This is a genomic window from Actinacidiphila sp. bgisy167 (genome assembly GCF_965342175.1).
In the GTDB taxonomy this organism is placed as follows: Bacteria; Actinomycetota; Actinomycetes; order Streptomycetales; family Streptomycetaceae; genus Actinacidiphila.
Map to the genome: position 1 here is coordinate 1 of NZ_CBDRBL010000099.1, position 21,745 is coordinate 21,745.

Consider the following 21,745-nt stretch of genomic DNA (forward strand, 5'->3'; position numbering starts at 1 on the left):
CCCCCCCCCCCCCCCCCCCCCCCCCCCCCCCCCGGCCGTGCCTGCGTGTGCCTGCGTGTGCCTGCTGCGGCGTGGCGTCGGCAGCGGGTCAGCGGCGGACGCGCAGCAGCGAGCGGATCGTCCGCATCGCCACCGAGAGGTTCGCCAGGTCGAAGCTCTCCGAGCCCTGGATCTCCTCCAGCGTCGTCCTGGCCCGACCGATCAGCGCGCTGTTCGACTGCTCCCATGCCTTGTAGCGCTGCTCCGGAGTGGCGGAGCCGTCGCCGGCGGACAGCACGTCCTCGGTGAGCGCCGCGTGCGCCGCGAAGAGGTCCTCGCGGATCGCCGCGCGGGCCATGGAGTGCCAGCGGTCGGCCCGCGGCAGCTCGATGATCCGGTCGAGCAGCTGCGCGATCTGCAGCCGGTCGGAGAGGTCGTAGTAGACCTCGGCGACCGCCAGCGGGTCCTTGCCCGTCCGGTCGGCCACGTCGACGATGTCGAGCGTCGGGAAGGCCGAGGAGAGCCCCGCGACCCGTGTCGCCGTCTCCTCGGGCACGCCCGCGCCGGTCAGCTCGTCGTGGATCGACTGGTACCACTCCAGATCCGCGCCGCGCAGCAGCTTCGGCAGCACCGCCCACACCGTGGCGACGCCCTCGCGGAAGAAGTCGATGGTCTCGGCGATCGCCAGCGGCTGCGGCCGGTTGTTCAGCAGCCAGCGGGTACCCCGCTCGACCAGCCGCCGCGAGTGCAGCCTGATCCGGGTCTGGACATCGGCCGGGACGACCGTGTCCAGCGTCTCCACCTCGTCCCAGACGGCGTTCAGACCGAAGATGGCCCGGGCCGCGGTGTGCGCCCGCACGATCTCCTCGGTGGTGGCCCCGGTCTCCTCCTTGAAGCGGTGCAGGAAGGTGGTGCCACCGGTGTTGACGGTGTCGTTGACCAGCATCGTCGTGACGATCTCGCGCCGCAGCGCGTGCCCGTCGATCTGCGCCCGGAACCGCTCCCGCAGCGCCTTGGGGAAGTACGCGTCGAGCAGCTGCCGCAGATACGGGTCGTCGGGCAGCCCGGTGCCGAGCAGCTCCTCCGACACGGTGATCTTCGTGTAGGCGAGGAGGACGGCGAGCTCCGGCTGGGTCAGGCCCTGGCCGGCGTTCATCCGTTCGCGGATCTGCCGGTCGGAGGGCAGGAACTCCAGGGCCCGGTCCAGCTTGCCGTCGCGGACCAGCCTGCGCAGGAAGCGCTGGTGGGCGTGGAGCAGACTGGCCGACTGGGCCATGCCGTTGGCCAGGGCCACGTTCTGCGCGTAGTTGTTGCGCAGCACGAGCGCGCCGACCTCGTCGGTCATCTCCGCCAGCAGCACGTTGCGCTGCTTGACCGTCAGGTCGCCCTCGGCGACGACGGCGTTGAGCAGGATCTTGATGTTGACCTCGTGGTCGGAGGCGTCCACGCCGGCGCTGTTGTCGATGGCGTCGGTGTTGACCCGGCCGCCGGTCTGGGCGAACTCGATCCGGCCGAGCTGGGTCAGGCCCAGGTTGCCGCCCTCGCCGACGACCTTGACGCGCAGTTCGCCGCCGTCCACGCGGATCGCGTCGTTGGCCTTGTCGCCGACGTCGGAGTGCGACTCGGAGGAGGCCTTCACATAGGTGCCGATGCCGCCGTTCCACAGCAGGTCGACCGGCGCCTTGAGGATCGCCTTCATCAGCTCGGCCGGCGTCATCTTCGCCACCGGCTGCTCGATGCCGAGCGCCTTGCGGATCTGCGGGGTGAGCGTGACCGCCTTGGCGGTGCGGGGGAAGACCCCGCCGCCGTGCGAGATCAGTTTGGTGTCGTAGTCCGCCCACGACGAGCGCGGCAGTTCGAACATCCGGCGGCGCTCGGCGTAGGAGGCCGCCGCGTCCGGCTCGGGGTCGACGAAGATGTGCCGGTGGTCGAAGGCGGCGACCAGCCGGATGTGCTCACTGAGCAGCATGCCGTTGCCGAAGACGTCACCGGACATGTCGCCGACGCCGACGACGGTGAAGTCCTCGCTCTGGGTGTCGTGGCCCATCTCGCGGAAGTGCCGCTTGACCGACTCCCATGCACCGCGGGCGGTGATGCCCATCTTCTTGTGGTCGTAGCCGACCGAGCCGCCGGAGGCGAACGCGTCGCCGAGCCAGAAGCCGTAGGAGGTGGCGACCTCGTTGGCGATGTCGGAGAAGGACGCGGTGCCCTTGTCGGCGGCGACCACCAGATAGGTGTCGTCACCGTCGTGGCGGACCACGTCGGCCGGCGGCACGACCTGGCCGCCGACCAGGTTGTCGGTGACGTCGAGCAGACCGGAGATGAAGGTCTTGTAGGAGGCGATGCCCTCGGCCAGCCACGCCTCGCGGTCGGCCACCGGGTCCGGCAGCTGCTTGGCGACGAAGCCGCCCTTGGCGCCCACCGGCACGATGACGGTGTTCTTCACCATCTGCGCCTTGACCAGGCCGAGGATCTCGGTGCGGAAGTCCTCGCGCCGGTCGGACCAGCGCAGTCCGCCGCGGGCGACCTTGCCGAAGCGCAGGTGCACGCCCTCCACGCGCGGCGAGTACACCCAGATCTCGTACGCCGGACGCGGCGCGGGCAGGTCCGGGATCTCCCGCGGGTCGAACTTCATCGACACATAGGCGTGCGGCCTGCCGCCCTCGGCGCGCTGGAAGTAGTTGGTGCGCAGCGTCGCCTTGATGAGGGTCAGGAAGGAGCGCAGGATGCGGTCCTCGTCCAGGCTGGCGACCTGCTCCAGGGCGGCGTCCACCTCCTCCAGCAGGGCGTCGGTCAGCTCGCTGCCGGCCCGCTGGTGGTCCGGGGAGAGCCGGGCCTGGAAGAGGTTGACCAGCAGCCGGGTGGTGTGGACGTTGTTGCGGAGGGTGTCCTCCATGTACTCCTGGGAGAAGGCCGTTCCGGCCTGCCGCAGGTACTTGGCGTACGCCCGCAGCACCATCGCCTGGCGCCAGGAAAGGCCGGCGCGCAGCACCAGCGAGTTGAAGCCGTCGTTCTCGGCCTGCCCCTTCCAGGTCGCGCTGAAGGCGTCCTGGAAGCGCTCACGGGCGTCGTCGCCCAGGTCGCCCAGCGAGGGGTCGATCCGCAGCCCGAAGTCGTAGATCCAGGCGCGGGAGCCGTCGGCGCGGCGCAACTCGTACGGGCGCTCGTCGATGACCTCGACGCCCAGGCGCTGCAGCACCGGCAGCACCGCGGACAGCGACACGGGGGCGCCGGTGCGGTAGATCTTGAAGCGGCGCTCGTCGGGTGCGGCGCCGACCGGCTCGTACAGGCTGAGGCAGAAGTCCTCGCCGCGCAGGCGCTCCAGGTGCTGCAGGTCCGCGACGGCCGCGCGGGGGGTGAAGTCGGCCCGGTAGCCGTCGGGGAAGGCGTGCGCGTAGCGCCGGGTCAGTTCGGCCGCGCGCTCCTCGCCGCACTCGGAGACCAGCGCCTCGGCGAAACCGTCCGCCCACGAGCGTGCGGCGTCGGCCAGGCGGTTCTCGATCCGCTCGATGTCGCGGTCGGTCAGGTGCGGCAGCTCGGTGCCGGGGGCGACACGGACCACGAAGTGCAGCCGCGAGAGCACCGACTCGGTGTTCCACGCGGTGAAGTCGGCGGTGACGCCGTTCAGCTCCTCCTTGAGGATCTCGGTCAGCCGCAGCCGCACACCCGTGGTGTAGCGGTCGCGCGGCAGGTAGACCAGCGCCGAGAAGTAGCGGCCGTACTCGTCCTGGCGCAGGAACAGCCGCAGTCGGCGGCGCTCCTGCAGATAGAGCACGCTGGTGACGATCTCGCGCAGCTCGTCCGGCCCGGTCTGGAAGAGCTCGTCGCGCGGGTAGGTCTCCAGGATCTGCAGCAGGTCGCGGCCGTCGTGGCTGTCCGGGGAGAAGCCCGCGCCCTCCAGCACCTCCTGCACCTTGCGGCGGACCACCGGCACACGGCGCACGGACTCGGTGTAGGCGGCCGAGGAGAACAGGCCGAGGAAGCGGCGCTCGCCGACGACGTTGCCGTCGGCGTCGAACTTCTTCGCCCCGATGTAGTCGAGGTAGGAGGGGCGGTGCACCGTGGCGCGGCTGTTGGCCTTGGTGAGGATCAGCAGCCTGGGCTCGCGAGCCTTCTTGCGGGCGTCGGCGGGCAGCCGGTTGAAGGACGGCGAGAGCGCGTCGCCGTTCTCCGACTCCTCCACACGGTGCCGCGGGTCGGAGCGCAGGATGCCGAGCCCGGTGCCGGGGACGGCGGTGAGCACGTCCTCCTCGCCCTCCGGGGTGGTCTGTGTGGTCAGCGCGTACTCGCGGTAGCCGAGGAAGGTGAAGTGGTCCTCACAGAGCCAGCGCAGCAGCTCCCGGGCCTCGCCGACCTCCTGCTCGGGCAGCCCGGGCGGCGGCGTCGCCGCCAGCTCGTCGGCGATGCGCAGCGCGGCGTCGCGCATCTTCCGCCAGTCCTCGACGGCCTCGCGGGCGTCGGAAAGGACCCGGCGCAGATCGGCGGTGATCTGCTTCAGGTCCTCGCGGTCGGTCTCGCGGTCGATCTCCACATGGATCCAGGACTCGGTCAGCACGTCGTGCGGCGCGCCGTCGCCGTCGCCGGGGGCGGTGTCCAGCACCTCCAGCAGCTTCCCGGTCACGTCACGGCGCACCTGCATCAGCGGGTGGACCACGACGTGGATCGCGCGGTCCTGCCGCGACAGCTCATTGGTGACGGAGTCGACGAGGAACGGCATGTCGTCGGTGACCACCTCGACGACCGTGTGGCTGCACGTCCAGCCGTTCTCCTCCACCGTGGGGGTGTGCACGCGCACGTTGGCCGTGCCCTGCGGACGCACCTCGGCCAGCCGGTGGTGGGACGCTGCGGCGCCGAAGACGTCGACCGGATCGCGGTCGAGCAGGTCCTCGGGGGCGCTGTGCAGGTAATAACGCTGGAGGAAGGCTTCCAGAGCCTTTCTGTCCAGGCCCTGGCCAGGTGGTCCCCCCGCCGGGCTGTTCTCAGCTACCCGGGCCGCCCGTGCGAGCAGCTCGGCCTTGGCTTCGTCCAGCTTGGTCTGCATGTCCTCATGCTCCTGTCGCGCGCCATTGCGTGACGTAGGTGGTGGTGATCGATGGGTCAGCGCTGATCACGATGCAAGGCTATCGCTACGGCCGGGGGGGCTGTCAGGGGCTCTTTGTGTACAAAACCACGAACCATTCTTTGACGAACTGGACAGCCCGCCCGTGCGGGTGCAGGTTGAGGAGGGGAACGTCGAGGTGACGTAGCGAGACGTTCACACGACCGATACGCGGGAGGGCGGCGCGACGCGCGGAAAGGCGGGGGCGCGAGGCCGAGGGGCCGCGGAGCACCGGCACACGGCCGACGGAACGGCACACGGCGAGAGGCGGGACACCGGCCATGGCCACCAGGATCCTGATTGTGACCGGCGATGCGGCGGAATCGCTGGAAGTCATGTACCCGTACCAACGACTCCTCGAAGAGGGGTACGAAGTGCACATCGCGGCCCCCAGCCGCAAGAAGCTCAGGTTCGTCGTCCACGACTTCGAGGAGGGCTTCGACACCTACACCGAGAAGCCCGGCTACAGCTGGCCGGCCGACCTGGCCTTCGCGGACGTCGATCCCGGCGCGTACGCGGCCGTGGTCATCCCGGGCGGCCGCGCCCCGGAGTACCTGCGCAACGACCCGGAGCTGCGCAAGGTGCTCAAGGCGTTCTTCGACGCCGACAAGCCCGTCGCGCAGATCTGTCACGGGCCGCTGCTGACGGCCGCCGTGGGCGCCCTCAGCGGGCGCCGCGTCACCGCCTACCCGGCGCTGGAGATGGACATGGAGACGGCCGGGGCGAGCTTCCAGGACTCCGAGGCCGTCGTGGACGGCGTCGTGGTCTCCTCGCGGGCCTGGCCGGACCACCCGGCCTGGATGCGCGAATTCCTCACGGTGCTGCGCTCCACAGCGCCGGTGACCTGACCGGCGGCCGGGAAGTGCGGGACGACGGCTCCCCGGCGGGTCCTCGGCCGCGGTCCCGGTGCCGGCACCACCCGGCATCCGGCGGCATCTGGCACCCGGCACCCGGCACCCGCCAGGCTCAGGCGACGAGGGCCTCGGCGGTCTCCACGGCCTCCTCCAGGGAGTCGACCACGGGCACCCCCGCGGTCTCCAGGCTGGCCCGGCTGTGCGAGCCGCCGGTGTAGAGCACCGCCCTGGCCCCGACGTGGCGGGCGGCCACCGCGTCGTCGACCGCGTCGCCGATGACCACCATGCGGTCCGCCGCGATGCCCTCCATCGCGGCGACGTGCCGCGCCATCTGCTCGGACTTGCCGCTGTGGGTGCCCTCGGTACGGCCGTCCACCCGCAGGAAGTGGTTCTCGATGCCGTGCGTGCGCAGGATCGGTATCAGCCGATCGTGGGGCGCCAGTGAGCACAGCGACTGCGTCAGCCCCTCGTAGCGGCGCCGCGCCAGGATCTCCGCGGCCCCCTCGGCGAGGCCGCACGTCCCGGCGAGGGTCCAGTAGTGGCGATGGAAGATGTCGTCCATCACCTCCCACTCCTCGTCGGTGGGGAGCCTGCCCATGAGCCGCTCGTAGAACAGGGGGACCGGCACGCAGTACAGCTCGCGGTAGCGCTTCAGCGTGATCCGCGGCAGCCCGATCTCGGCGAAGGAGGCGTTGGTCGCCTCGATCACCGCGTCGATGTCATGGAGCAGCGTGCCGTTCCAGTCCCACACGAGATGCGCGTTCACACCCGAAACCGTACCCAGACCTCACGTCCTCAAGGCAAGTGCCCAGGTCAAATCCGCGCGCTGAGTGTCCGCCCGGTCACCTCACGCGATGAGCGCGGGGATCTCCTGGGTGGCGTACCAGAGCAGCTCGTGGTCCTCGGCGCCGTCGACGGTGAAGCGGGCGTCGTCGTCACCCGCGTCGGCCGCGCCCAGGGCGTCCGCGGCCGCCGTGACGTCCCGCTCGGCCTCGTCGGCGTCGGCGTGGACGGCGGCCGCCCTGGCCAGCGGCACCGGCGCGGCCAGGCGCACCGCGCCCAGCGCCGAGGGGTCGAGGCCGCGGTCGGGGTCGAAGGCCACGGCGCCGTCCGCGACGTCGACCGCGACCACCACACGCCGCCTCGGCGCGTCCGGATCGGCGGCGAGCCGGCGCAGGGAGGCCTGGGCGGCGCGGGTCAGCGCGGCGTACTCCAGTTCCTCGATGTCGTCGGAGACGTACCACTCGCGCAGGCTCGGGGTGACGGCGAAGGCGTCCAGCGGAGCGGGGCCCAGCTCACCCGCCTTGTACGCCTCGGCCAGGCCGGGGAGGGTCGTGGGGATGTAGACGCGCATGGCGTCAGCATACGGGCGCATCACCCCTGATAGGTGAATCCGGCACCGCCTCCCCAAGCCCCCGGGGCCGGCTTCCGGCGGCCGCGCCCGTCCCCGTAGAACCCGGTTACCAGTCGGTAGACCACGGGGGTCCCACCAATGCCTGTCCTGACACCCATGCCCGCGTCCGCGTCCGCGGTCGTGCCCGGGTCCGCGCTCACGCCCGCGCCCTCCCCTGCGCCGTCCGTGCCCAGGGCGTCCGCGCCCTCGCCGGCGCGGCACATCACCGCCCTGCCGCCGCACGTCTGGTTCGCCGGGCGGCTGCTGGAGGTCCTCACCGGGCGTCGGCCCATCACCAGCCTGGCCGGCCGGATGCGCCCCGAGGCCTACGACCGGCTCTGGGACCTGGTGGGAGCCCGCGCCGACTGGCGCTATGTCTCCCGCGGCCACCTGCCTCGGCTGCTCAAGCCGCCGCGCGTCTCCCCCGTCCCGGACGGCGCCGCCGTCGAGGTCTGCGCCGTCGTCCTGCTCACCCCGCACGTCGTGCGGGCCCTCGCCTTCCGCCTGGAGCGCACGGGGCCCGAGGGGCGCGAGGAACCGGGACGCCCGTGGCCGGTACGCCGGGGGCCGGGGCACGGGGGCCCCGGACGCTCGGGAGCGCCGCCGCCTGGCGCTGCGCCGCCGTCGAGGCGCACTGACCGCGCCGATCCGCGCGAGCCCTGAAGCGGACCCGGACACGCGCCGGGGCCGGACTCCGCGAGGAGTCCGGCCCCGGTAACGCGTGATCGCTACTTCTTGCGGCGCCGGCCGCCCTTGGCCGCACGACGGCGCTCCGCACGCGTCATGCCGTCCGACTCCTGGCCCGCGTCGCTCTCGAAGTCGCCCTCGACGACACCGCCCTCGCCGTCCACCGTGGGAGCGGAGAAGTGCAGCCGGTCGGCCCGCTTCGGGGTCTCCAGGCCCTTGGCCCGGATCTCGGGACGGGCGTCCTGCTTGACCAGCGTCGGGGCGGCGTCCTGCGGGGCGCCGGCCTCCACCGGAACCTCCTCGACCTGCTGCTCGACCTGGACCTCCAGGTTGAACAGGTAGCCGACGGACTCCTCCTTGATGCCGTCCATCATGGCCTTGAACATGTCGTAGCCCTCGCGCTGGTACTCCACCAGCGGGTCGCGCTGCGCCATCGCCCGCAGGCCGATGCCCTCCTGCAGGTAGTCCATCTCGTACAGGTGCTCACGCCACTTGCGGTCCAGCACCGACAGCACCACGCGCCGCTCGAGTTCGCGCATGATCTCCGAGCCGAGCTGCTTCTCCCGCGCGTCGTACTGCTCGTGGATGTCGTCCTTGACCATCTCCGCGATGAAGTCCGCGGTGATGCCCGCCCGGTCGCCCGCGGCCTCCTCCAGGTCCTCCACGGTCACCGTGACCGGGTAGAGCTGCTTGAAGGCGCCCCACAGCCGGTCCAGGTCCCAGTCCTCCGCGAAGCCCTCGGACGTCTCGATCGCGATGTAGTCGTCGATCGTGTCGTCCATGAAGTGACGCACCTGCTCGTGCAGGTCCTCGCCCTCCAGGACGCGCCGGCGCTCGCCGTAGATGACCTCGCGCTGCCGGTTGAGCACCTCGTCGTACTTCAGGACGTTCTTGCGGATCTCGAAGTTCTGCTGCTCGACCTGGGACTGGGCGGAGGCGATGGCCCGGGTCACCATCTTGTTCTCGATCGGCACGTCGTCAGGCACGTTGGCCATCGCCATCACGCGCTCCACCATCTGCGCCTTGAACAGGCGCATCAGGTCGTCACCGAGGGAGAGGTAGAAGCGGGACTCGCCCGGGTCGCCCTGACGGCCGGAGCGGCCGCGCAGCTGGTTGTCGATACGCCGGGACTCGTGGCGCTCGGTGCCCAGGACGTACAGGCCGCCGAGCTCCTTGACCTCCTCGAACTCGGCCTTGACCGCCGCCTCGGCGCGCTCCAGCGCCTCCGGCAGGGCCGCCGCCCACTCCTCGACGTGCTCCACCGGGTCCAGACCGCGCTGCCGCAGTTCCGCCTCGGCCAGGTCGTCCGGGTTGCCGCCCAGCTTGATGTCCGTACCGCGGCCGGCCATGTTGGTGGCCACCGTCACGGCGCCCTTGCGGCCGGCCTGCGCGACGATCGACGCCTCGCGCTCGTGGTGCTTGGCGTTCAGCACCTCGTGCGGGACGCCGCGCTTGTTCAGCTGCTGCGACAGGTACTCGGACTTCTCGACCGAGGTGGTGCCGACCAGGACCGGCTGGCCCTTCTCGTGCTTCTCGACGATGTCCTCGACGACCGCCGCGAACTTCGCCTCCTCGGTGCGGTAGATCAGGTCCGCCCGGTCCTTGCGCTGCACGGTGCGGTTGGTCGGGATCGGGACCACGCCGAGCTTGTAGATCTGGTGGAACTCCGCGGCCTCGGTCATCGCCGTACCGGTCATGCCCGAGAGCTTGGAGTACAGGCGGAAGAAGTTCTGGAGGGTGATCGTGGCGAGCGTCTGGTTCTCGTCCTTGATCTCCACCCCCTCCTTGGCCTCGATCGCCTGGTGCATGCCCTCGTTGTAGCGGCGGCCGGCCAGGATACGGCCGGTGTGCTCGTCGACGATCATGACTTCGCCGTCCATGACGACGTAGTCCTTGTCCTTCTTGTAGAGCTCCTTGGCCTTGATGGCGTTGTTCAGGTAGCCCACGAGCGGCGTGTTCACCGACTCGTAGAGGTTGTCGATACCCAGCCAGTCCTCGACCTTGGCCACGCCCGCCTCGTGGATGGCGACGGTGCGCTTCTTCTCGTCGAAGTCGTAGTCACCGGTCTCCGGCTTGCCCATGCCGCCGGCCTCGCCCGGCTTCAGGCGGGTCACCAGCCGCGCGAAGTCCGAGTACCACTTCGTCGCCTGGTCCGCGGGACCGGAGATGATCAGCGGCGTACGGGCCTCGTCGATGAGGATCGAGTCCACCTCGTCCACGATCGCGAAGTTGTGGCCGCGCTGCACCAGTTCGTCCTTCGACCACGCCATGTTGTCGCGCAGGTAGTCGAAGCCGAACTCGTTGTTGGTGCCGTAGGTGATGTCACAGGCGTACTGCTCGCGGCGCTGCGCCGGCGTCATGTTCGCGAGGATGCAGCCGACCTGGAGGCCCAGGAAGCGGTGCACCCGGCCCATCCACTCCGAGTCGCGCTCGGCGAGGTAGTCGTTGGTGGTGATCAGGTGCACGCCCTTGCCGGACAGGGCGTTCAGATAGGCCGGCAGCGTGCCGACCAGGGTCTTGCCCTCACCGGTGCGCATCTCGGCGACGTAGCCGAGGTGCAGCGCCGCACCGCCCATGAGCTGGACGTCGTAGTGCCGCTGACCCAGGACGCGCTTCGCTGCCTCGCGGACGGTGGCGAACGCCTCGGGGAGCAGGTCGTCCAGGCTCTCGCCGTCGGCGTAGCGCTCCTTGTACTCGTCCGTGAGGGCCCGCAGCTCGGCGTCCGTCAGATTGACGAAGTCCTCTTCAATGGAATTGACCTGGTCCGCGATGCGGTGCAGCTTGCGCAGGATCTTGCCTTCGCCTGCACGCAGGATCTTGTTGAGGACGGACACGTAGGCTGGCTCCTTGCCGGTCGGGCCTGGCACGGTTTCTCGCGCTGGCACAGCAGGTCACACCCCGCTGCAACGGCCATCGTAAGCGAGGACACCAGCGGGCCGGGAGGTCCGTCGCCAAGCCGGGCGGTTCTCGCTGCCGATCGCGGCCCCGATCCGCTGTTCTCGGTCGCCACCAGGCCCCCCGCTCGGCGATACTCCGGGCCCATGGAACCCGTGACCCTCACCACCGACCGCCTCATCCTGCGCCCCTTCGGGCCGGACGACGTCGAAGCCGTCCGCGCCGCCTGCCAGGACCCGGAGATCCCCCGCTGGACACCCGTGCCGTCCCCGTACACCCTCGAGCACGCACGCGACTTTGTCACGCGGACCTGTCCCGACGGCTGGCGCGACGACACCATCTACAACTTCGCCGTCACCACGCGCGACGAGGGATACCTGGTGGGAGCCATGGGCCTGGTGCGGCTGGCCCAGCTCAACACCGCCGAGCGGCAGGCCGAACTCGGCTACTGGACCGCCAAGGAGCAGCGCGGCCGCGGCCTCACGGCCGAGGCCGCCGGCTCCGTCGTCCGCTGGGCCTTCGAGGAGCTCGGCGTGGAGCGCCTGGAGTGGTACGCCGAGGCGGGCAACACCGGCTCCCGCGCGGTCGCCCTCAAGACCGGCTTCCGGATGGAGGGCACCATGCGCGGCAAGATCGTCCATCGGGGCACCCGCCGGGACGCGTGGGTCGGCGCGCTGCTCCCCTCCGACCTGGGCCTGACCCACGGGGCGGCCTACCTCCCGCACCAGGGCGGGTGACGGGGGGCGGCTCGGGACGGGCGAACGGTTCGGTCGGGCTCGGCGGCGCGGGGCGGTCGGGCTCGGCGGGGCGGGGCGGTCGGGCTCAGCGGCGCGGTTCGGTCGGGCTCAGCGGCGCGGTTCGGTCGGGCTCGGCTGTCGCGTACGCGGGCGCCGGCCCCGCACGGACGGGCACGGACGGGCACGGACGGGCACGGACGGGCACGGATTGTCGGTGGCGCCTTCTAGGGTGGCTCCATGACGACGCCCGTGTCCCTTTCCGCCGATGACGCCCGCCGCACGGCCCTGCGCGCGCAGGGCTTCCTCGGCGCCCCCGACCGCCGCGGCGGCGTCCGGGGTGTTCTGCGGCGGCTGGGCGCGGTGCAGCTCGACACCATCTCCGTGCTCGCCCGTTCCCATGAGCTCATCCCCTACGCCCGCCTCGGCGCCGTCGGCCGCGCCGCGGTCGAGACCGCCTACTGGACGGAGAACCACGCCTTCGAGTACTGGTCGCACGCCGCCTGCATCCTGCCCATCGAGGAATGGCCGCACTTCGCCTTCCGCCGCCGGGCCCGGCGGGCCCGCGGCCACCGCTGGCACGTGCTGGAGGACGCCGACCGGTCCACCGCCGCCGTGCTGGACCGGCTCAAGGCCGACGGACCGCTGACCTCAACCGAACTCGGCGGCGCCAAGAACGGCGGCCCCTGGTGGGACTGGTCCGAGACCAAGATCGCAGTGGAGTGGCTGCTCGACACCGGCGAGGTCGTCTGCACCCGACGGCGCGGCTGGAAGCGCGTCTACGACCTCGCCGAGCGCGCCGTCCCCGACGCCCTCCTCCACGACGACATCGACGACGCCGAATGCCTGCGCCGCCTGGTCGCCCAGGCCGGTGCCGCACTGGGCGTCGCCACCCGAGCCGACCTCGCCGACTACCACCGCCTCAAGGGTGAGCAGGTCGACGCGGTCATCGCCGACACCTGCCTCGTGCCCGTCCAGGTCGAGGGCTGGGGCGGCAAGCCCGCCTGGGCGGACCCGGCCGCCCTGGCGGACGCCTCCCGCGGCGGCCGCCACCGCACGACCCTGCTCTCCCCCTTCGACTCCCTGATCTGGGACCGGCCCCGCACCGAGCGCATCTTCGGCTTCACCCACCGCCTCGAGGCCTATGTCCCCAAGCCCCGGCGCGTGCACGGGTATTTCGCGATGCCGCTGCTGTCCGGCGGCCGACTGGTCGGCCGCGCCGACCCGGCCCGCGAGGGAAAGACCTTGATAGCCCGTCAGGTGTCCTTGGAGTCCGCGCGCGCCGTCGAGCCCATGGCGCAGGCGCTGCGGGAGGCCGCCGCGTGGGTAGGCTGCGAGGAGGTCCGTATCGAACGGCTCGACGTCCCGAAGCTCGCCGCGGCCCTGGCCGAAGCCGTCGCCGCTTCCTGACCGGACGCACCCGAGGCGGCCGGCGCGGCCGACGCGGGGACTGCTCAGCCGACCGGCTCAGCGGCACCGACGGACCCGGAGGCGGGACACGGTCAGCGCCAGGGGTCAGGGCCAGGGCCAGGGCCAGCGGATCAGCGGATCAGCGGATCAGCGGATCTCGAGGATCTTCTCCCGCATCGCGTAGACCACGGCTTCCATCCGCGAGTGCAGCTGCAACTTCTCCAGGATGTTGCGCACATGGTTCTTCACCGTGTTCTCGCTGATGAAGAGCTCCTTGGCGATGTCCCGGTTGTTCATGCCGGTGGCGACCAGCTTCAGCACCTCCAGCTCACGGTCCGTCAGCCGGGGGGCCGGCACGAGCTTGCGCTCGTCCGTGCGCTGGATCATCGACTTGAACTCGGTGAGCAGCTTCGACGCCATCGACGGGCTGATCTGCGACTGGCCGTCCGCCACGGCGCGGATCGCCGTGGCCACCTCGTCGGTGGAGATCTCCTTGAGGAGGTAGCCGGTCGCCCCCGCCTTGATGGCCTCGTAGAGGTCCGCCTCCTCGTCGCTCATCGTCAGCATGATGATCTTCGCGCTGGGGGCCACCTCCTTGATAGAGGTGCAGGACTCGATACCGCCCCGCTTGGGCATCCGCACGTCCATCAGCACGATGTCCGGCAGCAGATCCGCGGCCTTCTCCGTCGCCTCCGCGCCGTCCCCCGCCTCGCCGACGACCTGGATGTCCTCTTCCTGCGCGAGCACGATCTCCAGCCCCCGGCGGAACAGGGCGTGGTCGTCCACCACGAGCACCCTGATCGGCTCCTTGCGCGGCGCACCGGCGGCAGCCGGGCTCCCCGCGGCGCCCGTGCCGGGCTCCTCGCCACCGGCCGGCGCGGGCTCGAAGCTGTCCGCCATCGGTTCCTCCCCCTCGGGCCGGCGCCCGCGGTAGTCGCACTCTCCGTGCCAGGCCAACCGAGCGGTGCGGCCCGCGCATTGGCTGCCCGCCCATGATTCCATGCCCGGGCACGGCGACGCCCCCAGGCGAAGGTCGTTTTCCGCCCGGGAGCGTCACCGCTGATCCCTAGCTCACCGGCGGAGCGCACCACCCGCGCCGGACGGCGCATCCTCGACGGAGGGGTCCGCCTTGAGATGGATGACGCCGTAGTCGTAGCCGTGCCGCCGGTAGACGACACTCGGTTGTCCCGTGTCGGAGTCGATGAACAGGTAGAAGTCGTGCCCGATCAGTTCCATCTCGTAGAGGGCCTGGTCAAGCGTCATAGGTGCTGCAGCGTGCGTCTTCTCGCGAACCACCAGGGGCCCTTCGCCCTGGACCTCGAGACGACCGCCGATCTTGGTGGTGGGCACGCCTGTGGACGTCTCCCCGCCGCTCGGGGTGCCGTTGAACTCGGCCGTGGCCAGCCCGGCCGTCGCCTCCGCCACGCTCATCGGCGCACGGCTTCCGCCACGATGCACCCGGCGCTTGTCAGCCGCCTTGCGCAGCCGCGCCTCGAGCTTGTTCACCGCGACGTCGAGCGCCGCGTAGGAGTCGGGAGCGGCGGCCTCGGCCCGGATCACCGGGCCACGGGTGCGCAGCGTGATCTCCACCCGGTCGGAACGTTCTGCCTGCCGGGGGTTCGGTTCCTTGGACACCTCGACCTCGAGGCTCATCACCTTGCCGTCGAGTTTCTGGATCTTCTCCAGCTTCTCGTTCACGTGCTTGCGGAACCGCTCGGGCACCTCGGTCTTACGGCCCTTGACGACGATGTCCACGCAGAACTCCGTTCCCGGATCGCCTCGGTCTCGCGCGGCGATCCCTTGCGCTGAGGCCGGGGGGCACCAAGTCCCGCCCGGCGTCGACGTTCGTAGCCGCTCCGCGCGCTCGGAGGCTTCCGGGCGGCGAAGCCGCGACTCTCACCTCCTCCTCCCCCGCGAAACAGGGATTCACCCACTGAACCATGGGTGAACCGCGTGTCACGGTCCGGGAAACGGCGGCCCGCAGCGGGTGCCGCCACCCCTCACCACCGAACATAGACCCGCTGCCCCGGGGTCGGCACCCCCAGAAGCGCTCTACCTGTCTTTGGGCGACATGCCCCTTGTGTCACCTGCGAGGGCGGCCGTGAGCGCCGACTTCGGCTTGTTCTCGCCTGCCGCGCGGCGCACACTCCGCCGCCCGGCAAGCCGCCCTCCCCTTCGCACCTCCGTTCGACATCGTCAGAGACGTTCGACCGGACCGGACGTTCGAGCGAACCGCCTGTTCGGCTGGCTGCTTCGCGGTGTCAGCTTCCAGGACTCCGTCCAGAGACTCGGCCTGACCGCCCGCCCGTAGCACCCCGGTCTCCCCGACCCCCCGTGGGACGGCGCAACGGCGCCGGGCCGCCGACGACCGCCGCGGCCAGGACCCGGGCACCGGCTTCCTCGACCGCACCGGCCGCCGCGGCCAGCGAGGCGCCCGTCGTCATCAGATCGTCCACCAGCACCACCGAGGCGGTCCTCAGGAGGCGGCCGGCGCCGCGCACGGCGGTCAGGGCGCCGTCGAGGTTCGCGGGCCTGTCGCGGGCGCCCAGCCCCGACTGGTCGGCGACCGCGCGGCACTGCCGCAGCACCGCGGCCACCCGGACGGTCAGCCCGTCCCGCCGCAGGTCCGCGGCAGCCGCGAGGGCCAGGCGTCGGGTCGCGTCATGGCCGCGGGCGGCGACCGCCCGGCGGGAGGAGGGGACGGGGACGAGGAGGAAGGGGGGAAGGGCACGGGACGGGATGACAGCGGGAGGGGTGGGGAGGGGGAGGTCGTCTTCCCGGCGCCGCGTATCAGGGGCCCCACCCCCACCCCCTCCCCGCACCGCCGCGTAGACCGCTCCCGCCAGGGCCCCGCCCAGGGGACGGGCCAGGCCCAGCGCGCCACGCTCCTTGTGCGCCAGCAGCACCGCGCGCGGCTGGTCGGCGTATACGGTGGCCGCCCAGACGGCGGGCAGCCCCGCGGGCGGCGCGTCCGGCCGGACCTCCCGGGGCCCCGGCTCGTACAGCGCTGCGCCGCACTCGTCGCACAGCATGATCCGCGGCGCCCCGCACCCCGCGCACTCGGCCGGAAGCAGGAGCCCGGCCATCTCCCGCCACCATGAGCGCACCGCGCGGCCGCACCGAGCGGACCGCCGTCCTTGAGCTCCTCGCATGACTCGACGATGCCGGGAACGCGCGATCGGCGCCAGCCCCGTCCTCAGCCTGTGGACAACTGCTGCCGCGCCCGGCGGAGCAGACCTGCACGGCCTGCGGCGGGGGCTGTGGCCGGCCCCGTGCCGGAGTGGATCGGGCAGCCGGACAGGCACGGCTCCCACGGCACCCGGCACCCGGCACCCGGCACCCGGCACCCGGCACCCGGCACCCGGCACCCGGGAACCTACACCCCCCCGGCACCCGGAGTGAACGGGTGGTCCGCCCGTCAGCCGGGGTAGACGGGCGAGCCGGCCTTGGGCGCGACTTCCCTCCAGTTGCCGTCGGGCGGCAGCCGGAAGACACCGCCCTCGAGTTCCGCGAGCAGCGGTGCGTCCTGACGCTCCGACGCAGCCACCGACACCACTCCGCTGATGCCCGGCAGGCTTGACGAGGACGCGCTGGAGCCGTCCACGTCCACGTACTGGATCTGCGGCACTCCCCCCTCCTCGCGACCCACCACGACCAGCCGGCTGAACCCTGCCCAGGACGTCGCTATGACGTCCTCCAACTGCGGCGCGACGCTGCGCAACTCCGCCACCGTGATCTTCTGTTCGGCCGCGTTGCCGGAACGCTCGATCCGCCCGAGCCGCAGCGTGGTGTGGTTGCCCTCGCGCACCAGCAGGGCGATGCGCACGCCGTCGGCCGCCACCCGCAGCGACTCGATGCGCCCGTCGCCGAGCTCCGGCACATCGACGCGGACGGGGCTGCCCGTGCCGTCCGGCAGCATGAGCAGCCGCGGCCGGTCGGGGTCGCGGTCGGCGATCCAGAGGTCGCCATAGCCGTCCCAGCTGGGGGTCGTGAACCGGTTCTTCGGGTCGGCGGCCACACTGCGGAGCACGACGGGGCCGAGTTGGGCGTCGTCGCTCAGCTCGGTCACATACAGGCTCGCGTCGTCTTCGCTGAGGGCGGCGGCGTAGTGCTCGTCGCGGCGTACTGCGGCGGAACCCACCCGGAAGGGCCCGCTGCCGAGAGGACCGGCCACCGCGCCGGGCCTGGTGTCCGTACCGCTGCCGCTGAGGCTGACGAGATGGTGCTCCGCGTTGACGAAGTACTGCTCCTTGCTGGCGCCGACCAGTTTGTCGGGTGCGTAGGCGCCGGCGTCCTCACGATGCAGCGTGCACAGAGCGCGGCCGGAGGGGCCCTGGATCTCGACGGAGGGCACGGGCGTGGACGACATGCCCTGGACGGTCTGGATGAGCTGGGCGGCCATCCGTTCGCAGCGCTCGCTGTCGCCGCCGGGGGCACCCTTGAGCTTCACCGTCACCCGCTGGGAGTCGTCGAGTTCGACCTCCTTGGCCCGGATGCCCGCGGGGAAGGCCGAGACGACCACCGGCTCCAGCCAGTCGGTGGGCCCGGCGAGCAGGGCGTTGACGGCGTTGCTCAGCACGTTGACGCGCTTGCGCAGGTAGATCGGGTCGGCGACGAGGTCGTCCCGGCCGGCCACGGCGTCCTTGGGGCCGGGCCCGGGGGCGGCGAAGTAGAAGGTGTCGACGGAGCGGTAGAAGCGCTGGAAGTCGGCCTCGCTCAGCACAAGGCCGTCGGCGACACCGGCGATGCGCCATTCCCCGTGCTCCTCGGTCAGGCGTATGCCGCTGCTGAAGGTGCCGTTCTCGGCGCGGTAGGCGTGCCGGGCGTCGACGGTGGCGACCTTGCTGCCGGTGAGGGTGATCTGGGTGCTGCCGCCGTCCTTGGCGGCGGCCGCCGGGACCGGTTCCTGCACCTGGACGGCTCCGTCGGCGAGGACGGTGATCCCCGACTGGGGCTTCCAGCGCTTGGCCTGCTCATCGGTCATGTAGAGCTTGGCGGTGGCGTAGTCGGCCTCGTCGCTGGTGGTGGCCTCGAGGAAACCGCTGACGATCTCGCGGGGGGTCTCTCCGCCCTGCGGTTTGACTCCGAAGACCCGGACCTGGGGGTCGGTGTCGGCGTGCTTCTCCCCGCCGACCTCGTGCACCTCGCCGCTGCTGGGCATGGAGGCGCAGCCCGTGAGCAGCACGAGGACGCCCAGGAGCACACCCGCAACGGCCGGCCTCGGCGGGCCGCCCCCCTTCGCGCGCATCAGTCGTCGTCCTCCCGCGCTTCGTCCGCTGTCGTGGGGTGGGTGACCGTGCCGGCGCCGGCGCGGTGTCCGACGACCCGAGCGCCGTTGCCGGGCAGGGCCGCGGGGTCGGCGGCGGGCGGCCGCGGCGGGGTGAACGGCATGGAGGGGATGGCGGGCGCGGCGAACCGCGGCGCCGGGAAGCCGTGGTGTCCGGATGGCCGAGGCGTGGCGGCGTCGAGCGCGGTGGCGCCGGGCGGCATGCCCCGGTGGGAGAGCGTGCTCGCGAGCTCGCGGTTGCGGCGGGAGTCCTCGGGCTCGAGCGCGATCGGCGATCCGCGGAGGGTGTCGGCGCCGGTACGGGGCAGGGTCAGCCGGAACTGGGAGCCGCCGCCGGGCTCGCCCCAGGCCTGGAGCCAGCCGCCGTGCAGGCGGGCGTCCTCCAAGGCGATGGAGAGCCCGAGGCCGGTGCCTCCGGTGGTGCGGGCGCGGGCGGGATCGGCGCGCCAGAAGCGGTTGAAGACGCGGGTGGCCTCGCCGGGCTTGAGGCCGACGCCGTGGTCGCGCACGGCGACGGCGACGGCGCCCCCGACGGAGGCCATGCGGACGTGGACGTCGTGGCCCTCACCGTGCTCCACGGCGTTGACGACGAGGTTGCGCAGGATGCGTTCGACGCGCCGGGCGTCGGCTTCGACGGTGACGGGCTGCTCGTCGCCGTGGACGACGATGCGGCTGCCCTTGCGTTCGGCGATCGGCTCGGCGCCGTCGACGACACGTCGTACCACGTCGCGCAGGTCGATGGGCTCGGCCTCCAGCGCCGCGGCGCCCGCGTCGAAGCGGCTGATCTCCAGGAGGTCGGAGAGCATCGACTCGAAGCGGTCCAGCTGGTTCTGCAGCAGTTCGGCGGAGCGGGCCGTGGCGGGGTCGAAGTCCTCCCGGGCCTCGTGGATGACGTCGGCGGCCATGCGCACGGTGGTCAGCGGGGTGCGCAGCTCGTGGGAGACGTCGGAGACGAAGCGGCGCTGCATCCGCGACAGGTCCTCCAGCTGCTGGATCTTGACCTGGAGGGTGTGGGCCATCTTGTTGAAGGACTCGCCGAGGCGGGCGATGTCGTCCTCGCCGGTGACCTTCATGCGTTCTTGGAGGTGTCCCGCGGCGAGCCGCTCGGAGATGCGGGCGGCCATCCGGACGGGCGTGACGACCTGGCGAACGACGAGCCAGGCGATGGCGCCGAGCAGGACGACGACGAAGATCCCTGCGGTGGCCAGGGTGCCCTTGACCAGGCCGAGGGTCTTGTCCTCCTGGTCGAAGGGGAAGAGGTAGTACAGCTGGAACGGCTTGCCGTTGGGGTCGCTGAGGCGCTGGCCGACGATGAGGGCGGGTTCCCCGTCGGGGACGCTGTCGCTCTTCATCGAGGTGTAGCGCTCGAAGACGTCGGACTGCTCGTCGAGTGCCTTGCGCAGGTCGGCGGGCACGCTCTCCTCGGGCCGGACGCCGCCGGAGCCGCGCGGTGCGTGGGTGCCGGGGCTGTCGGCTCGCAGGCCGTAGGGCTGTTGCGCGTCGGAGCTGAGGGCGACGACCGAGTAGACGCCCTGTCCGCTGCTGGCGAGTCCCTCGACGAGGTTGTTGAGCCAGGTGGCGGTGTCGGTCTGACTGCGCCCGTCGGTTCCCTCGCCGGTGCCGCCGGTGCCGGTGACGTTGCGGGCGTTCTCCTTGGCGACGGCGAAGCCGCCGACGGCCTGGCTCTGGGCGGTCTGCCGCTTGGCGTCCAGCAGTCCGTTCTTGACCTGCCCGATGACGACGATGCCGAGGAGCAGGACGACGCCGAGGGACATCAGCAGGGTGGTGGCGACCACGCGCAGCTGGATGTTGCGGCGCCAGAGCCGTACGGCGGGCTGCAGGGGCCGCCTCGCCCAGCGCACGAGCGAGCGGAGCACCGGCAGCAGACCCGTCAGGGGGTCCGCGTGCCGGCTCTCCGTCCGTTCACGCTCGTACGGGGTGGCCATGTCAGCCGGGTCCGGCCTTGTAGCCGACGCCGCGGACGGTCACCACGATCTCGGGACGCTCGGGGTCCCGCTCGACCTTGGAGCGCAGACGCTGCACGTGCACGTTGACCAGGCGGGTGTCGGCGGCGTGCCGGTAGCCCCAGACCTGCTCGAGCAGCACCTCGCGGGTGAAGACCTGCCAGGGCTTGCGTGCGAGCGCGACGAGCAGGTCGAACTCGAGGGGGGTCAGCGCGATCGGCTGGCCGTCCCGTTTGACCGAGTGCCCGGCGACGTCGATGACGAGGTCGCCGATGGTGAGCTGCTCGGGGGTCGGCTCCTCGGCCCTGCGCAGCCGGGCGCGCACGCGGGCGACGAGCTCCTTGGGCTTGAACGGCTTGATGACGTAGTCGTCGGCGCCGGACTCCAGGCCCACGACGACGTCGACGGTGTCGCTCTTCGCGGTGAGCATGACGATGGGCACCCCGGACTCGGCCCGGATCTGGCGGCACACGTCGATGCCGTCCCGTCCGGGGAGCATGAGGTCGAGGAGGACCAGATCGGGCTTGGTCTCACGGAAAGCGGCGAGGGCCCTGTCACCGTCGGCCACGAACGACGGCTCAAAACCTTCTCCGCGCAGCACGATGCCGAGCATCTCTGCCAGTGCGGTGTCGTCGTCGACGACCAGGACGCGTCCCTTCATAGCGACCATCATCCCATTACCTGATCGTGACCTGGAGCACGAGACGGGCACAAAGCTGTCAAGGCATCGGAGGTGACCGGTGCAATTACGCCGTTTTCAGTGACTATTGCCGTTATCAGAGCCGCGGGTGTGATATCGAACGCAGGGTTGTACGTCTGCGTCCCGAGCGGCGCCACGAGGCGTCCGCCCGATTCGGTCACTTCCTGGCCGGGACGCTGTTCGATCTCGATGGACGAGCCGTCAGCGGTGCCCTGGTCGATGGTGGTGGTCGGGGCGACGACGATGAAGGGCACGTTGTGGTAGCGGGCGAGTACCGCGAGAGGGTAGCTGCCCACCTTGTTGGCGACGGAGCCGTCGGCGGCGACGCGGTCCGCGCCGATGAGGACGGCGTGGACGTCGCCTCGTGCGAAGAGCGAACCGGCCGCGTTGTCCGTGAGCAGGGTGTACGCCATACCGGCGCGGGCGGCCTCGTAGGCGGTGAGGCGGGCCCCCTGGAGCAGCGGGCGTGTCTCGTCGACCCACAGACGGCGCAGCCGGCCCTGCCGGTGGGCGGCGAGGGCGACGGCGAACGCGGTGCCCTCCCCACCGGAGACGAGGGCACCGGTGTTGCAGTGGGTCAGGATCTGGTAGCCGCCGCCGGGGAGGAGCTCACCGAGCAGCTGGAGGCCATGGCGTGCCATGGCGGCGCTGGCTTCGCTGTCCTCGGCGTGCAGGCCGCGGGCCTGGGGGGGGGGGGGGGGGGGGGGGGGGGGGGGGGGGGGGGGGGGGGGGGGGGGGGGGGGG

The 21,745-nt window shown here is 71.6% G+C and carries 15 protein-coding genes; 4 read left to right on the forward strand and 11 right to left on the reverse strand.

Annotated elements, in window-relative coordinates:
• Positions 1-88 precede the first annotated feature (88 nt).
• Complete coding sequence (locus ACRWND_RS27125) at positions 89-5,020, reverse strand: NAD-glutamate dehydrogenase (RefSeq protein WP_431953899.1); 4,932 nt, start codon at positions 5,018-5,020, stop codon at positions 89-91.
• 338 nt (positions 5,021-5,358) lie between these two features.
• Between ACRWND_RS27125 and ACRWND_RS27130 the strand changes: the two genes are divergently transcribed.
• Positions 5,359-5,925, forward strand: coding sequence for a DJ-1/PfpI family protein (locus ACRWND_RS27130; protein WP_431953901.1), 567 nt, complete (start codon positions 5,359-5,361; stop codon positions 5,923-5,925).
• Between the two features lie 118 nt (positions 5,926-6,043).
• On the opposite strand, the gene ACRWND_RS27135 is transcribed toward ACRWND_RS27130, so the two are convergent.
• The gene (locus tag ACRWND_RS27135) at positions 6,044-6,697 is read right to left on the reverse strand and encodes an HAD family hydrolase (RefSeq protein ID WP_431953903.1); all 654 of its coding nucleotides are present in this window, start codon (positions 6,695-6,697) and stop codon (positions 6,044-6,046) included.
• Positions 6,698-6,778: 81 nt separating this feature from the next.
• A complete protein-coding gene (locus ACRWND_RS27140) occupies positions 6,779-7,285 on the reverse strand; it encodes a DUF6912 family protein (protein ID WP_431953905.1) in 507 nt (168 codons plus the stop codon).
• A 156-nt stretch (positions 7,286-7,441) separates the two neighbouring features.
• On the opposite strand from ACRWND_RS27140, the gene ACRWND_RS27145 reads away from it, so the two are divergent.
• Entirely contained in the window at positions 7,442-7,987 is a 546-nt protein-coding gene (locus ACRWND_RS27145; RefSeq protein WP_431953907.1) for an Rv3235 family protein, read from the forward strand.
• A 65-nt stretch (positions 7,988-8,052) separates the two neighbouring features.
• Here ACRWND_RS27145 and secA read toward each other — a convergent pair whose 3' ends face one another.
• Positions 8,053-10,845, reverse strand: coding sequence for a preprotein translocase subunit SecA (secA, locus tag ACRWND_RS27150; protein ID WP_431953909.1), 2,793 nt, complete (start codon positions 10,843-10,845; stop codon positions 8,053-8,055).
• A 207-nt stretch (positions 10,846-11,052) separates the two neighbouring features.
• Between secA and ACRWND_RS27155 the strand changes: the two genes are divergently transcribed.
• Positions 11,053-11,643 (forward strand): GNAT family N-acetyltransferase, encoded by a 591-nt coding sequence (locus tag ACRWND_RS27155; RefSeq protein WP_431953911.1) that lies wholly within the window; start codon positions 11,053-11,055, stop codon positions 11,641-11,643.
• Between the two features lie 237 nt (positions 11,644-11,880).
• Positions 11,881-13,050 carry a winged helix-turn-helix domain-containing protein gene (locus ACRWND_RS27160; RefSeq protein WP_431953913.1) on the forward strand — a complete coding sequence of 390 codons (1,170 nt, stop codon included), beginning with the start codon at positions 11,881-11,883 and terminating at the stop codon, positions 13,048-13,050.
• Between the two features lie 147 nt (positions 13,051-13,197).
• Here ACRWND_RS27160 and ACRWND_RS27165 read toward each other — a convergent pair whose 3' ends face one another.
• From ACRWND_RS27165 to ACRWND_RS27195, 7 genes are all read right to left on the reverse strand, one after another.
• On the reverse strand, positions 13,198-13,950 hold the full coding sequence (locus ACRWND_RS27165; RefSeq protein WP_431953915.1) for a response regulator: 753 nt from the start codon (positions 13,948-13,950) through the stop codon (positions 13,198-13,200).
• Positions 13,951-14,121: 171 nt separating this feature from the next.
• Entirely contained in the window at positions 14,122-14,805 is a 684-nt protein-coding gene (hpf, locus tag ACRWND_RS27170) for a ribosome hibernation-promoting factor, HPF/YfiA family (RefSeq protein ID WP_431953917.1), read from the reverse strand.
• Positions 14,806-15,311: 506 nt separating this feature from the next.
• A complete protein-coding gene (locus ACRWND_RS27175; RefSeq protein ID WP_431953919.1) occupies positions 15,312-16,136 on the reverse strand; it encodes a ComF family protein in 825 nt (274 codons plus the stop codon).
• Positions 16,137-16,468: 332 nt separating this feature from the next.
• Entirely contained in the window at positions 16,469-18,298 is a 1,830-nt protein-coding gene (locus ACRWND_RS27180; RefSeq protein WP_431953920.1) for an LpqB family beta-propeller domain-containing protein, read from the reverse strand.
• Positions 18,298-20,283 carry an MtrAB system histidine kinase MtrB gene (mtrB, locus tag ACRWND_RS27185; RefSeq protein WP_431953922.1) on the reverse strand — a complete coding sequence of 662 codons (1,986 nt, stop codon included), beginning with the start codon at positions 20,281-20,283 and terminating at the stop codon, positions 18,298-18,300. Before mtrB ends, ACRWND_RS27180 begins: the two co-directional genes overlap by 1 nt.
• Position 20,284: 1 nt before the next feature.
• Complete coding sequence (mtrA, locus tag ACRWND_RS27190) at positions 20,285-20,974, reverse strand: MtrAB system response regulator MtrA (protein WP_431953924.1); 690 nt, start codon at positions 20,972-20,974, stop codon at positions 20,285-20,287.
• Positions 20,971-21,745 (reverse strand): s-methyl-5-thioribose-1-phosphate isomerase (locus tag ACRWND_RS27195; RefSeq protein ID WP_431953926.1); only part of this gene is annotated, 775 nt, incomplete at its 5' end. The genes ACRWND_RS27195 and mtrA, both read right to left, overlap by 4 nt.